Origin of the sequence: Limihaloglobus sulfuriphilus (assembly GCF_001999965.1) — a bacterium.
GTDB lineage: Bacteria > Planctomycetota > Phycisphaerae > Sedimentisphaerales > Sedimentisphaeraceae > Limihaloglobus > Limihaloglobus sulfuriphilus.
The window spans coordinates 3,484,012-3,498,168 of record NZ_CP019646.1; the positions used below are offsets into that span (position 1 = coordinate 3,484,012).

Here is a 14,157-nt window from a genome sequence, read left to right on the forward strand (position 1 = left end):
AAATGATAACTTGAAATGGAAGGCTTTATTGAATGAATCAGCTGAACCTATTTGACTACTCTCTGATCGCGGGCTACTTTGCCGTACTGGTAGCCGTTGGATTTTATTTTAGAAAAATGGCCTCTGCCAGTCTCGAAGATTATTTTCTCGGCGGGCGAAAACTGCCGTGGTGGACATTAGGTATTTCCGGAATGGCGGCCTGGCTGGATTTGACCGGAACGATGCTGATAACTTCCTTTTTGTTTCTTCTCGGGCCCAGAGGCTTATTTATCGAGATACGGGGCGGTGTCGGTCTTGTGCTGGTTTTCATGTTTATTTTTATCGGAAAATGGCACAGGCGATCCGGCTTGATGACCTCCGCGGAGTGGATGGAGTTCCGCTTTGGCGATAACTTCTGGGGCAAGTTTGCCAGATTCGCCCAGGTGCTTGCGATGATGCTGTTTGCCGTGGGTATGATGGCGTACGCGATTAAGGGTATAGGCCTGTTTTTCTCAATGTTTCTTCCGTTCGGCCCGGCGGCATGCGCGGCGATGATGCTGGCGATTACCTGTGTATATACCATCCAGTCCGGTTTTTACGGCTGTGTCGTTACGGATATATTCCAGGGATTCTGTGTTTTGATCGGTGCGGGTTTTGTTGTTGTTTACGCGATGATCGCAGCATCCGGCGCGGATATTTCCGAGGTTGCCATGCGGGCAACCGGCAACGATATGTGGACGGCGGCAATGCCGACGGCCAAGGTGCACATGCCCAGCGGTTACGAGCATTACAGCGCTCTGGGGCTTGTAACGATGTTTTTCCTTTTCAGGACGATTTTTCAGGGCATGGGACAGCATGTGGACAACAGATATTTCGGCGCGGCGGGCGACAGAGAGTGCGGCCTGCTGGGCTTTATGTCGGGCTGGTGCCTTCTGATGCGGTGGCCGCTGATGATGGGTTTTGCGATTTTAGGTCTGTTCATGGTTACTACTGTTTTCCCCGACCAGGCTGTTGTGCCCGAGGCTACTGATGTTATAAAACAGCATTTTGACGATACGGGCGTTTATGTCGATGAAAAAATATGGCACGAAAAACTGGCGGAGATAACTTCACGGCCCGGCGATTACGCAGAGCTCACAGCAGAGCTGGAAGATATGCTCGGCGAAAAATGGCAGAGTAAAATTGCCCTGTTGAGTTATCATGGAACAATCTTCCCCGAGCGAATTCTGCCTGCGGTACTTTTGGGCATGATACCAATGGGCGTGCGGGGCTTGATTATCGTGGCTCTTATGGCGGCGTCTATGTCAACGATCAATACGCTGATAAATAATACATCTACTTTCTTTACACGTGATATTTATCAAAACTTCATCAGAAGCAAGGCAGAAAACAAAGAGCTTATCTATATAAGCTGGACATTCGGCCTTCTGTTTACCGCTTTCGGTTTTGTCATTGCGTTTTATGCTGAAAATATCAATGACATCTGGAGCTGGATACAGGGCGGCCTTGTCGGCGGGCTTGTTATCCCGTGGTTCCTGCGTTTGTACTGGTGGAGGTTCAACGGCGGCGGCTTTGCCTTTGGGTTGATAGCCGGTATTATAGGTGCTACGCTTCAGCGGCTCATTATCCCCGAGATGCAGGAATGGTATCAGTTCTTTTATATCCTGGCGATCGGCTTTGTCGCGTCAGTGGCGGGCACATTCCTGACGAACCCGACAGACCGCAGTGTTCTCGAAGTATTCTACAAGAAGACACGGCCGTTCGGTATCTGGGGGCCGCTCAAATCATGCCTTGAACCAGATGTCAGAGAGGACATGGAAAAAGAGCATAAAAACGATATTATTTCTATCCCGTTCGGCATGGGCTGGCTTGTAAGTATGCTGCTTCTGCCGCTGTATGCAATGATAGGGCGGTGGGATGCATTTGCGATAACATTTACAGTGTTTGCCGTATCGCTGATTGGGCTGTACCACTTCTGGTACAAACAGCTTCCTCCGCCGGCGAAAAAAGCATAGCAGGCATTCCGGCGGCAGCGGGTATAAAATTCTAATACAGCTTGACTTGCAGGCTGTGAGCATCTGATGTGCAGTTAAGCGGGCTTGATCTTTTAAGCCCGCTTGAGAGGGGTTTTCGCATTTCTTGAGAGTCAGCGGGCTCTCTGCGCAAACACAAATCTAAACTAACGCTAACCATTTCCTAATAATAGGCTAATATTACTCTAATCATCAAGGGGTAACATTTGGGCCAAAGCATGAAATTTAAAAAATTTATGGAGAAAAAAATGAGCATGAGAATTTATGGAATTGCAGCGCTTATTGTGTGTACATTCGGCGCGGCGAACCTGCGGGGCGACGAAATTAGCGAATTAAAACAATTGTTGCTGGAACAAAAAAAACAGATTGAAGTCTTGACAACCAGAATAAGCGAGCTTGAAAAAAAGCAGGGCAGTCTGGAAGGCAAGGCGTATGCCCTTGACATTCGGGCCGATGAGCAGGAAGAAAAGGCACTGGCTCTTGACACCCGTATCGACGAGACCGCCAAAGCCGCGTCTGCATCCGGCGGCGAGATTCCTGTTCCCGAGTCTATAAAATGGGCACAGGCCTTTGACGTGGGCGGAGATTTCCGGTTTCGGTATGAGAATGTCGATGATGAGGGCAAGTCAGACAAAGACGACAAAAATGCCATACGCGCCAGGTTAAATATAACCGCGGAGGTAAACGATGAGGTGAAGTTCAAAAGCCGTATCGCCGCGGGCAGTGATGATCCGGTCTCTGCTAACAATACTCTGGGTGATGATTTTGCCAGTGACGGGGTATGGATCGACAGGGCGTACCTGGATTATAATCCTGTCTGGGCAGACGAATTCAGTCTGTGGGCGGGCAAGTTCGGCACACCGTTTTATGTCCCGGGCGGAACGCAGGTTATGTGGGACAGCGACCTGAATCCCGAGGGCGGGGCCCTTAAGTATGAGACTAAACTTAGTGATGCCTCAACACTCTTTGCCGGTGTGGGCGGTTATTGGGTGGAGAAAAATTCCTCCGATGCCGACGTCGGCATGTTCGGCGGCCAGTTAGGGCTTGCGACGGAGTTATTTGACGGCGATAAACTGACTTTCGGAGGCGGCTATTATGATTACGGCAATATTCAGGGCTCAGACCTGAACGCTGTTTCCCTCAAAAACGCTGTTTCCCTCAAAGAGAGCTATAACACACTCGATGGCGGCGGCAATTTTGCCTATGACTACAACATAGCCGAGGGTTTCGCCAACTATGACTTTACGCTATTTAACAGGCCAGGCTCTCTGTACGGCACGTACCTTGTAAATACCGCAAGCGGAGTCGAAGAAGACACTGCCTGGGCAATGGGTGTAAAGACCGGCAAGGTTACTCCAAAATTCGGCAGCTGGCAGCTGGGCTACGAGTACCGCGATACAGACAAAGACGCCGTTGTGTCAGCCTTTGCAGAGTCTGACTTTGCCGGCGGCAAGACTGACAGCCGCGGTCATAAGGTGAGCCTTAAGTACGGTATATCAAAGAATTTCAGCGGTGCCGTCTCGCTGTTTCAAAACGAATACGGCATCAATGACACAGACTATAACAGAATCCAGCTGGATTTTATCGGAAAATTTTAATGACCCCCAGAAGCCGGCCTGAAAATGTCGGGCCGGCGAAAATATAATGATTGATTGAAAGGTATCAAAAATGAGAAAAACCAGATTACTAACAATTATCTCTCTTTTGCTGACGGCGGCTCTGTTCGCGGCGGATAAGCAGCTGCACATTGACGGCTCTACCACTGTTGGGCCTATAGGCGACGCATTCGCGGAAGTCTTCAAGCATCTCGAACCGGAACTTGATATAACAGTTAAGAAAACCGGCAGCGGTGACGGCGCCGCGGCACTGGTTGACGGACGCTGTGATGTAGCCATGATGAGCCGGTTTATGAAGGTTGAGGAATTTGCCCAGGCGGTTGAGAACTCAGTTATGCCGGTCGCTCATGTGGTGGCTATGGATGGTGTCTGCATCGTTGTTCACCCGTCAAATCCGGTTAGCGAGCTGACGCTTGCACAGATTCGGGCTATCTACAAGGGTGAGATTAAAAACTGGAAAGAGCTTGGCGGCGTTGACGCACAGATAGTTCCGGTAAGCCGCGATACTTCCTCCGGCACATACGAAACGTTTCACGGAATCGTCATGAAAAAAGAGAAAATGGCTGACATGGTCGAATATGTCAATTCAAACCCGCAGGCTCACTCACGTGTTAAAAGTACAGTAGGCGCAATAGCTTATGTCGGGCTTGGTTTTGTTGACAGCAATGTCAAGTCCGTCTCAGTCAATGGTATAAAGCCAAACCGCAAGACCATTGCAAGCGGCGTGTATCCGGTAAGCCGGCCGCTGTATCTCTTTACGGACGGCTACCCCGAGCTCGGTTCCGTAACTCACAGGTTCTGCACCTTCTACCTTACCGAAGAAGGGCAGGAAATAATCGAGACCAAGGGCTTTGTGCCGCTGACTGACTACTAATAGACTGCGGAAAAATAAAGCAGCATACAGAAATATATACTATGCAAGGCAAAGTAATCAAAAATAAGTATTCAGAGAGAGAAGCGGCGGATTTTACCCGTCCGCTTCTTCTCACACCCGCAGAGGACATGAAGGGTTTTCTCACGGAGAAAATCTCGAGGGCCTCGCTTTTTACCGTAACCTGTGTCTCGGTGCTTGCGGTTCTGCTTATACTTATCTTCGTATTGAAGGAGGGGCTCGTCTTTCTCAAGTCTGATGAGGCTAAGAGATTTCTAACATCTACCGAATGGACTCCGACACACGAGGCCAATCCGGTTTACGGTGCTCTTTCCCTTATTGTCGGTTCTGTTTATGTTACAGTAACGTCCATGCTTATAGCCGCTCCAGTCGGTGTTCTCGCGGCGGTTTACTTAAGCGACATTGCCCCGTTTAAACTTCGCCAGGTTGCAAAACCTGTGATAGAGCTTCTGGCGGCGATTCCCTCGGTTGCGTACGGTTTTTTTGCCGTGCTGGTACTGGCGCCGCTGCTTCAGAATAAATTCGGCATGGTTACCGGCACCAACGCGCTTAATGCCTCGCTGATACTGGCTGTAATGGCATTGCCGACAATCATCAGCATCACCGAGGATTCTCTCTCGGCTATACGCCGCGAGATACGCGAGGCATCTTATGCCCTGGGCTCGACGAGGGCCGAGACCATGATTAAGATCGTAATTCCCGCCGCCCACAGCGGTATTATCGCGGCGGTTATTCTTGGAACCATGCGGGCGATAGGCGAGACGATGGTTGTCTGGATGGCCTCGGGCAACGCCACACAGATTCCCTCGCCATGGTGGGATATTACCAGCTCCGTGCGTACAATGACAGCGACAATAGCCGGAGAGATGGGCGAGGCGGTAAAAGGCTCGCTGCATTACCAGTCATTGTTCGCGGTCGGCGGGGTGCTTCTGGTTTCTACATTTGTGATGAACCTCGCCAGTGAGTATTTCATGAGCAGAGTTAGAAAGGGGGGCAAGGGCTGATATGAGAAATCGCTTGAGAATAATTCTAAATCATCTTTTTACGGTCTTCTCCGGTGCATCTGTAGCTGTTCTTGTTCTTGTACTTGTTGTGGTGCTCGGACCGATGCTCTCAAAGGGAGTTACCGCGGTATTTTTCCGCTCAACAGTTGAGTTTGAACGCCTTCAGTTTGAGATGAACAACAGGGGCGATAAGCAGCAGATAGAAAACAGCCTCGCCGAGTATCATGAGCATACAGGGCGTATCTACGAGATATACGACGAGTTTTGCCTGGGACTTAATGTCTCCAGGCAGGTTTCTCAGGTACGCTCAATCGCCAGAGACTACACGCGGCAGCTGAGGTATGTGGATACGCCCGATGAGGAATACGACAGGCTCAAAGACCTTTCAAGAGATATAAGAGACCAGTTTTCAGAGGCTCTCGAATCTCAGGACAGCGAATTTGCCCTTAAAGAGATTGACAAAATACTCAACATGCCGCAGCGCAGCGAGTTTAAAGGGACTGAATTTGAAAAGGTATTCAAGATGGCAAAAACCTACCGCGATGTCGCCGCCGCTATGGACCTTGACAAAAGGGACGTTTACAGCGAAGACCTCGCGGCAATAGGTGATTTGCTCAGTAAACTATTCGGGCCAAGGCCCTCCGCGGACAAGCCCCCGCTGGCGATGAATCAGTACGGAGCCACACGCTGGGACAGGGTGAAAAAGCTCTCAGATGAGCTGCTGTGGAAAACCCAGTGGCAGCAGCAGGGTGAGGGTATGCCGCTTAAGGAAGTTCGCCTCTCAAGAGCACAGATGTACTCTGAGACACCAATGAAATCTTTTTTTGATATTCTGGAAAATGATCTTGAGAAAATTTTCAGGCCGCGTATGAAGATTTACTGGCAGTATCTGATAGATGACAGCACGCCCGGCTATTTTTTCGGGGGTATCGGGCCAGAGATCATCGGCACGCTTGTACTTACGCTGCTGGCGATGCTTTTTGCCATACCGCCCGGAATAATATCAGCGGTTTACCTTGTAGAGTATGCCGGCGATACCCGGACAGTGCGGCTGATAAGAATCTGTATCAATACGCTTGCCGGCGTGCCCAGTATAGTTTTTGGGCTTTTTGGCATGGCGTTTTTTGTTCTGTTCCTGCTGCCGATGTTTAAGTCAAACGCCTCGGCGTGTATCCTGACAGCCTCATTGACTTTGTCTGTTATGATACTGCCTATAATCATCAGAGCCTCCGAAGAGGCGATCAGGTCTGTGCCGGTCAGCTACAAACAGGCCGCTCTTGCTCTGGGGGCGGGCGAGCTGAGAACCGTTTTGACGGTTACACTGCCGGCGGCTATGCCGGGAATCCTGACGGGCATAATACTTAGCCTGAGCCGTGCAGCCGGCGAGACTGCACCGATTCTTTTTACAGGTGCGGTAGCGCTTGGCCCGATAGCCAAATCACTTTTTGACCCGACAAGAACACTCTCTTACGGAAGTTATAATATCGCGGTTTCTGACAGGATTTCCATGCTGGTTCCGCACAACCAGTACGGGATGGTATCTGCGCTTATTATTCTTGTGCTGGTTCTCAATCTGGCGGCTATAATAATCCGATCGAGAATTTCAAAAAGGCTTCACGCCTCCTGATATAAACGGAGATAGAAAATGAATAAGACCATAACACTTGATAAATCGTTGACGAACAAAACAAATTCAGCCCCGGATTCAGACAGCAAAGCTCACCAGCAATCAGCAGCGCTGATAAAGGCGGAGAATTTCAGTTTTTTCTACGGCAGCAAGGCCGGCGTCAAAGATGTTACAATAGATATTTACCAGGGCAAGGTGACCGCCATTATCGGCCCCAGCGGCTGCGGCAAGAGTACCTTTCTAAGAAGTATTAACCGTATGAATGATTTGATTCCCAACACCAGGACGGAAGGCGTGCTGAGCGTAAACGGGAATAATATTTATGATAAACGGGTAAATCTTGTAAATCTGCGCCAGCAGGTCGGGATGGTTTTTCAGCGGCCAAACCCTTTTGCCAAGAGTATCTATGACAATATCGCCTTCGGCCCGCGGCTTCAGGGAATAAGCAATTCTATTGAGCTTGACGAGATTGTCGAGTCGTGCCTCCGCGGCGCTGCGATCTGGGACGAGGTAAAGGACGACCTGAAAAAGTCGGCTCTTGCCCTTTCCGGCGGCCAGCAGCAGAGGCTCTGTATCGCCAGGACACTGGCTACAAAGCCGCGTGTTGTGCTGATGGACGAGCCATGCTCGGCTCTTGACCCGGTTGCAACGGCGAGGATTGAGGACCTGATCACCGAGCTCAAGGAAAAATACACCATCGTTATCGTTACCCACAACATGCAGCAGGCAGCGCGTGTCAGTGAATACACGGCGTTTTTCTGTATGGGTGACCTGGTTGAATACGGATTGACCGACCAGCTCTTTACAAATCCGGTTCAAAAAAGCACAGAAGATTATATTACAGGGAGATTCGGCTAATGAAATTATCCGGCAAGATATGTAAAATCAGAACAGTAAAAAATTACCCCCAGGCGCACAATCATCTATTAGTCGGGCGTATTGAAGAATCTGATACGGCGGCAGTAATGATTTACGGAAAGACTTATCACTACAAAAGAAACATTGTTTCTATAAGAGACGTAAAGGTCGGCAGTCTTGGCCTTCGGGTGCTGCCCTGGGCAAGGATTGAGATAATGAACATTATACCGCCTGAGTTTGATTATGAAAACGCCGAGCTGGGCCTCAGCGGCGACGGGGAAGTGACGTTAAAATCGGCAGGCGGAGAGATTTCTGTTTTCTCGAGCAAAGATTCGAGTTTGTGATATGCCCAGGCGGCATGGTATCCAAAAAACATATAAGGCGGCATAGCCGCCAGAGGAGATAAAAAATGTCGATACATTTAAACAGAGAGCTGGATAAGCTCAAGAGAAGAATATTGTTTCTCGGCAGCAAAGTAGAAGAAAATCTTAATGCCTCGCTTGAGGCACTCAAAGAGAAGAATAGCCGGATGGCTGAGCTCATTGAAGATAAAGACTTTGAAATAGATGAGCTTGAGATCGAGATAGAAGAAGAATGTCTCAAGATTCTCGCCCTTCACCAGCCGGTCGCAGTTGATCTGCGTTTTATTGTTTCCGTTCTCAAAATAAACAATGACCTTGAGCGTATTGGAGACCTCGCGGTCAAGATCGCCAAACGGGCCAAAAGAATTGTCAGTTTCCAGGCAATAGCTGACATATATCCAATCGATGAAATGGCCGCCGAGGTTATAAAGATGCTGCGTAATTCACTCGATGCCCTTATAAACCATGACAGCGGGCTTGCCGCCAGCGTCCTGGCGGCTGACAACAAGGTGGACAGCTTTAACAAGGATATCGTCCAGCGAAGCAAGCAGCAGTACGCGGATAAATCATTTGATATCGAGACCTTTGTCGGAGTGATCGATGTCTCGAGAGGCTTCGAGAGGATCGCCGACCATACAACAAATATCGCCGAAGATATTATCTATATGGTTGAGGGAAAAATAGTAAGGCATGGCAGGGCAGATACTTAAAGATTGGTTCTGTAAAATATGGTTAGAATATAATCGTTTCATAAACGGTTTTGCTAAATAGATTTACGGAAAGAAGTCCATAGGAAATTCAATAAACTCTTGACAAATCCCTCCGTTTTTGATAAACTTATTTCATACAACTTGAGTCATTCGCTGTTGATGGAAAGTTAAACCTTAATATTAAGGAGACGGTGTCATGGAGGATATTAAAGGTCTTCACTCAAACGTATTAACGCGGTTGGTTATCGGCATTTCTGTTCTTTCTCTTACCCTGTTCTTTCTGAGTGTGCCCACTTACGCGGCTCAAAAGGAGCAGATGTTTACTGAAACCTCGGCGCAGGCAGATGTAAAGGTCTTGCAGGCAGATGCAAAGAAGATAATTGTCGATGTCAAGATAGACAGACTTCAAAAGCAGACAAAAGAAGCCGCCAATAAATCGTTCGAGGCTTTCTCGCTTGCCGGCCGTCTGACTACCTCGCAGGTTGGAAAGCCGCAGCTGCCTGTAATAAGGGAGCTTATAGCGGTTCCGGATAATGCGAAATTTGAGGTTTCCATACTGGAGAGCTCAAGCGTTATAATAGAGGATATAGATGTCTATCCCTTCCAGCCTCCGCTCAAAGACGGCCAGAAACAGGGCGAATTTGTCATTGACAAGGACTTTGCCCTTCAGGATGATTTTTACCCTTACGATATAGTCAGTATTGATGACCCTGCCATCTGGCGGGATATAACGGTTGTCGGGGTCACCCTGAACCCGGCTTGCTATAATCCTGTCACAAGACAGCTTAAGGTATATAAACATCTCAAGGTCAAGATCGAGATACTCGGGGGTGATAAGAACAAAAAACGTATCTCCCAAAAGAACGCAAAGATGTACAAAGGGGCGGTAAAGAATTTTGATTCACTTGATGTAGTCGAAGAAGATGAAACGATTGACTTTCGTTACGACAGCGAGCTTCAGCAATTGCTGGAAACCACGGATGAACCTGGGGCTCAGTTAAAGGCACTTCCCGAGGAGGATCAGCTCAAGAGCGGCACTCCCTATGACAGTTCACGCAAGATACTTTCAATACGGCATTCTTCATGTTCAACCTACGCTACCCTTTATCCGTTACTCGACTGGCACAGGCGCAAGGGACTGCCGTACTATTCCTATCCCATTTCGGGAACATACACAGCCCAGCAGATCAAAAATATAATTGTATCTCAATACAACGCCCACCCCGAGCTGGAATATGTCCTGCTGGTCGGTGATATTGACTATATCCCTTGGCAGCAGAACTGGGGCGGCAGCTCATGGCCCAATGACCTGCCCGGCGACCACTGGTATGCGTGTATAACCGGCGGCAGCAGTCCCGACATGTATGCCGACGTTGCCATCGGCAGGCTGCCGTGCAAAAATGACACTGAATTACAGAACATGGTTGATAAGATACTAAGCTATGAAAAGACACCTCCGGCCGGTTCATGGCCAAATACCGCGATACTTATGTCGCACAAAGAAAATGCTCCGGGAAAGTATCAGGGCTGCAGCGAAGATATACGCACCGCAACCTACAGCTACGACCCGTTCAGTTTTGTTACCGCTTATGGAGCATCAGCGGCAAATGACGGTGACGACGCTACAAACAACGATGTTATCGGCGCTCTTAACAGCGGTGCCGGTATCCTAAATTACCGCGGACACGGCGGCTGGTCAGACATCAGCGGTCCGCCTTACGGAGAGTTCTGGGGTTCGAGCTGGAATACAAGTTACCAGGCATTCAGCAAAACAACCGTAAGCTCTGTAAATAACGGCGGGATGCTTCCGGTTGTATTCAGTATATCATGCACCAACGCATGGCTCGATGCAGCTAACAGCACTCTCGGTGAACATTTTATAAAACAAACTGACAGTGCCGTTGCGTTCCTGGGAGCGAGCCGCCCGTCATACACAACACCCAACCACGACTTTGATAAAAGCCTGTTCAAAGCTATAGGCTCTTACGGCGTATATAATGTAGGCAAGGTACTAAATTCTGCTAACGCGGCACTTGTTGCAGGCTACGGCTCGTCGAGCTATGCCATGGATAACGTGAAGATGTATCTCTGGCTGGGCGATCCGGCTATGGAGATCAGGACCTCCGGGCGGGTGCTCTTAAACGTAAGTCACCCCTCCAGCGTTTACAACGGAGTTATGACGGTTAACGTCAGGAATTCCTACGGAACCGCCGTTCAGAACGCGCTTGTCTGTATTGACGGGCAGGGTGTTTATACGAAAAAATATACCAATTCCAGCGGAAACGCTACATTTTATTTCATTCCCGACAGCACCGGTGCCATGGATGTTACCGTTACCAAACATAATTACACGCCGTATGAGGGTTCTGTAGATATAGTTCCTATACCAAACGCTATTACTAATATCGAATTTGACCCGGCAAGCCCCTCATCGCTGGCTCACGGCGAGAGGGTATATGCCAATTTCAACTATACAACAAACGATACCGGCGGAATCCAGATTTTTGTAAGACCCTATACTAACGGCTCGCGCACGCCCAATTACGGCGCACACGGCTCGGGCTGGTATGCTTATCCTTCGGGCAGCGGCAGCGGCTGGTTCACCATCAATTCGGGAAATGTCGTTGTTGACCAGGTACAGTTTACCATATACAACCACGACCAGAGCCAGCTTCTTCTTGAGCTGTATGTGGATGTTGACTTTACTTACGGCCATTCGGTTCATAACGTATCTTTTGAAAATCCCTCGCCTGTGGTTATGAAGTGGGGCGAGAATTACAACATCGACTTTGATTATTACTCGGCTACGAATAACGCGCTGGTATTTTTCACCCCATATACAAATGGCTCGGTCACGCCGGGCAGGATTTCGAGCCCCTCGCCTTTCTACCCTGAAGGCCGCGGTTCGGGTGATTATTATTTCAGGTTCGACAGCGGACAGAAACACATTGACCAGATCAGGGCATACATGGTAAACTCGACACAAACAGTGGTTCTCTTTGAAGAGTACATTGATGTTGATATTACCTACGAAGGCTGGCCCCAGATTACCGCAAGCCCATCAAGTTTCTACATTGAAATGGATAGCGGCGGAACTACCTGGTCGGATACTCTGCGTGTAAATAACGTCGGCGACGGCACTCTTCACTATGGATTAAGAGACCGCATTGATTCAGGTGTCATTCTGGCAATGCTTAATTACACGGCGGATTTAACAAGCTATGTTAACCCCGATACGTCCCTGGGCTCTGACGGAGAGCAGGTTTCACCAGAGCAGGATATCATAATACTTCCGCCGCCGATTATAATAATTCCAAATCCGTGGATATTTATAATCAAGGATCTTGTCGGCGTTACTGTTGCTTACGACCTAAGCCATGGAGAGACAAATGCTTCTGCCATGGATGCGATTAAGAATAATCTGATTCTTCGCGGGGCCAAGATAAATTACATAAACACCGGCCCGATAACGGAGAATCTCCTTGAACCTTATGATGTTCTCTGGGTAAATGAGAATTCAGGCTCAACCTGGACAACCGCCGAACGCGCTGCCGTGGCCAACTGGGTTGACCGGGGCAGGGGACTGCTCGTTTATGGTGACCAGCCGGGAACGTCATCTGTTTTAACAACGCCTTACGGAATGAATTTCACAGCGACAAACGGAACTTCGGGCTATAGCAGCAATATAACTTCTCACGCTGTTACCGACGGCTGCGACGAGGTTTATCTGCCCGCTCCGCTTTCGAGTCTATTGGTTTCCGGTTCGGCGACTTCCCTGGTAAGGGATGCCGGCGGGCTTCATTCTGTCGCAGTGGCTGATTCCGGCCTTGGCCGTGCGGCCGCTATGGCTGATGATTATTTCTGGGGTGCGCATCTCGAATACGGCGACAACTTCAGAATGGCAAGACAGGCGTTCAAGTGGCTTACTCCTCCCGGGGCACCGTGGCTCAATCAGAATCCCAAATCAGGCTCTGTGCCTATAAGTCCGGGTTACGAAGATGTTGATTTGGACATTGATGCCACCGGTTATGAAGACGGCGATTACTACTCCGAGATTACAATAACAAGTGATGACCCTGATCAGATGCCGATGGTTGTACCTGTTCATCTAAAAGTTGAGCCGGTTGTTGAAATCACAAATGTTGTTTCAATGCCAACCTCACCGACCAGCCTGCCGTTTGGAAACAATGTCAATATAACCTTTGATTATTCAACCAACGTTTCAGGCGGGATCAAAATCTTCCCAAGGCCCTATACAAACGGTTCACTCACTCCCAATTACAGTGCCAGCAGCAGTCCGGAATATCCTGTCGGTACAGGTTCTGGAGATGGATACTTTACAATTACCTCAGGCGATGTCGTAGTTGACCAGATAGGCTTTATCGTTCGGCGGGCAAGCAATAATGAGCTGATCGATATAATTTATGTTGACGTTGAATATGAATTCGCTGACCTTGCCAGGTTGGAGCTTTACTTCAAACTTGAAGGAAGTCAGCGTCCCGACCCGTCCGGTTGGGAATTTCCGGTTTATGTCAAACTCTTCAAGCCCGGAGCGGATGTGCTAAATGCCACACCTGTTTATATGTTCAGCGCAACAACCCAGAAAGACGGCAGCTACGCCGAATGTTCCGCCTGGTGGGCCGAGGTTGGCACCTATGATGTTACTATCGAGCACAGATATTACTCGCTGATCAATGTGAGGCGAAATGTTACAGTAAACTCACCCATAACTACTATATACATGGGAACGATGTTTTTCGGAAATGCCGCCAGGGATGATATTCTCAACATGTATGATCTGGCGCTGATGTCCAAAAGCTGGGGGCTATATTTCAAGGATCCCTCATTTGTTGCCGGCTGCGATGCGGACATGAACGGCTGGGTGAATATCTACGATCTGCGTCTGCTGGCGGGCCACTGGCTCAGGACATCACCGGTTACTGTGATTGTGAAGCCTACGCTGTAAAACGATTATAACGGGTTGAATATTATTTGATCCGGAGCACGGGCGGACGTGATAAAAAACATATCACGTCCGCTTTTTTGTTTATATTTTTATCAGGTTTCTGGTAATAT

Annotated in this window: 9 protein-coding genes; all 9 read left to right on the forward strand. The window is 48.9% G+C overall.

Features of this window, described 5'->3' with window-relative positions:
- The first annotated feature begins 32 nt into the window (after window positions 1-32).
- Complete coding sequence (locus SMSP2_RS13350) at window positions 33-1,994, forward strand: sodium:solute symporter family transporter (protein ID WP_146684534.1); 1,962 nt, start codon at window positions 33-35, stop codon at window positions 1,992-1,994.
- 266 nt (window positions 1,995-2,260) lie between these two features.
- Window positions 2,261-3,610 carry a putative porin gene (locus SMSP2_RS13355; protein ID WP_186804740.1) on the forward strand — a complete coding sequence of 450 codons (1,350 nt, stop codon included), beginning with the start codon at window positions 2,261-2,263 and terminating at the stop codon, window positions 3,608-3,610.
- Window positions 3,611-3,680: 70 nt separating this feature from the next.
- Complete coding sequence (locus SMSP2_RS13360) at window positions 3,681-4,502, forward strand: phosphate ABC transporter substrate-binding protein (protein WP_146684536.1); 822 nt, start codon at window positions 3,681-3,683, stop codon at window positions 4,500-4,502.
- 41 nt (window positions 4,503-4,543) lie between these two features.
- Complete coding sequence (pstC, locus tag SMSP2_RS13365) at window positions 4,544-5,524, forward strand: phosphate ABC transporter permease subunit PstC (protein ID WP_222566362.1); 981 nt, start codon at window positions 4,544-4,546, stop codon at window positions 5,522-5,524.
- Window position 5,525: 1 nt separating this feature from the next.
- Entirely contained in the window at window positions 5,526-7,151 is a 1,626-nt protein-coding gene (gene pstA / locus SMSP2_RS13370) for a phosphate ABC transporter permease PstA (RefSeq protein WP_146684537.1), read from the forward strand.
- Window positions 7,152-7,169: 18 nt separating this feature from the next.
- Window positions 7,170-8,009 (forward strand): phosphate ABC transporter ATP-binding protein PstB, encoded by an 840-nt coding sequence (pstB, locus tag SMSP2_RS13375; RefSeq protein ID WP_146684538.1) that lies wholly within the window; start codon window positions 7,170-7,172, stop codon window positions 8,007-8,009.
- Entirely contained in the window at window positions 8,009-8,353 is a 345-nt protein-coding gene (locus SMSP2_RS13380; RefSeq protein ID WP_146684539.1) for a hypothetical protein, read from the forward strand. The genes pstB and SMSP2_RS13380 overlap by 1 nt, the downstream gene beginning before the upstream one ends.
- A 65-nt stretch (window positions 8,354-8,418) precedes the next feature.
- On the forward strand, window positions 8,419-9,081 hold the full coding sequence (gene phoU, locus SMSP2_RS13385) for a phosphate signaling complex protein PhoU (protein WP_146684540.1): 663 nt from the start codon (window positions 8,419-8,421) through the stop codon (window positions 9,079-9,081).
- Window positions 9,082-9,277: 196 nt separating this feature from the next.
- Window positions 9,278-14,047 (forward strand): C25 family cysteine peptidase, encoded by a 4,770-nt coding sequence (locus tag SMSP2_RS13390; protein WP_146684541.1) that lies wholly within the window; start codon window positions 9,278-9,280, stop codon window positions 14,045-14,047.
- Window positions 14,048-14,157: the final 110 nt, after the last annotated feature.